The organism is Pseudomonas sp. MF6776, assembly GCF_016613125.1.
GTDB classification, from domain to species: domain Bacteria; phylum Pseudomonadota; class Gammaproteobacteria; order Pseudomonadales; family Pseudomonadaceae; genus Aquipseudomonas; species Aquipseudomonas iridis.
In genome coordinates, this window is sequence record NZ_JAENSQ010000099.1 from 1 (window position 1) to 1,062 (window position 1,062).

Annotated in this window: 1 protein-coding gene; it reads left to right on the forward strand. The window is 59.0% G+C overall.

The features are described 5' to 3' along the window. Positions 1-96: 96 nt before the first annotated feature. Positions 97-1,059: an IS30-like element ISPpu17 family transposase gene (locus JJD74_RS30595; RefSeq protein ID WP_004577240.1), complete on the forward strand. Its 963-nt coding sequence runs from the start codon at positions 97-99 to the stop codon at positions 1,057-1,059. The last annotated feature ends 3 nt before the right edge of the window (positions 1,060-1,062 follow it).

A 1,062-nucleotide genomic window follows, 5' to 3' on the forward strand; every position in this document is an offset into this window, starting at 1 on the left:
CCTGAATTCATAGAATAAGCGCAACGCTTGAAACGAGAGGCAGAGAGCCAGCCACCGGTAGAATCCAGGCTCTCACACCGAAGGATTCAAGCGCAGATGACTACGCATTACCGGCAGCTGACTCAGGGACAACGTTACCAGATTGAGGCTGGCTTGAGCGCCGCAGAGAGCCAGGCGAGCATTGCAAAGCGGGTCGGCGTGCATCCCTCGACGATCAGTCGCGAGGTTCGCCGCAACAGCACCCAGAATATCTACAAGGCTGTTTCTGCGGCCCATGAAAGTGATGCTCGTCGAGCGGGTGCGCGCAAGTTTTGCAAGCCGGCGACATGGCTCAGCCATCATCTCCCGGTGTGGCTCAAGCATGGCATGAGTCCGGAGCAGATCGCCCAGCGGTTGAAGCAGGAGCAGCCAAGCCGGGCGGTCAGCCATGAGTGGATTTATCGGTTCATTGCCGCCGAACAGCGCGCCGGTGGTGAGCTTTATACCTATCTGCGACATCGCCGAAAGCGCTACCGGAAACGCTATGGAAGCCACGATCGGCGCGGGCAGCTGCGTAATCGCGTGTCAATCAGTGAACGCCCAGCCGAGGTCGAAAGCCGCGAGCGCCTGGGGGACTGGGAGGGCGATACGGTACATGGACTGGGCGGTAACCTGGTGACCCTGGTTGATCGCAAAAGCGGCTATCTGAGCGCCTATCCGGTCAAGCGCAGAACGCGCCGGCAGGTAACGCGGGCGATCAATCTGATGCTTCAGGGCCATGCCGCTCACACGCTGACGCTGGATAACGGAAGGGAGTTTGCCGGGCATGAACGCATCGCGCTACGGAGCCAGTGCCAGGTCTTTTTTGCAGACCCCTATTCATCCTGGCAACGTGGCACCAATGAAAACACCAACGGTCTGCTCCGCCAGTATTTCCCCAAGGGCAGCGACTTCAGCAAGCTGACCGTCGAAGCCGTCAATCGGACAGTAGCGAGGATCAATCTACGCCCGCGCAAGCGCTTGGGCTGGAAGACGCCGTACGAAGTGCATACAGGGGTGAGCGTTGCACTTATGTGTTGAATT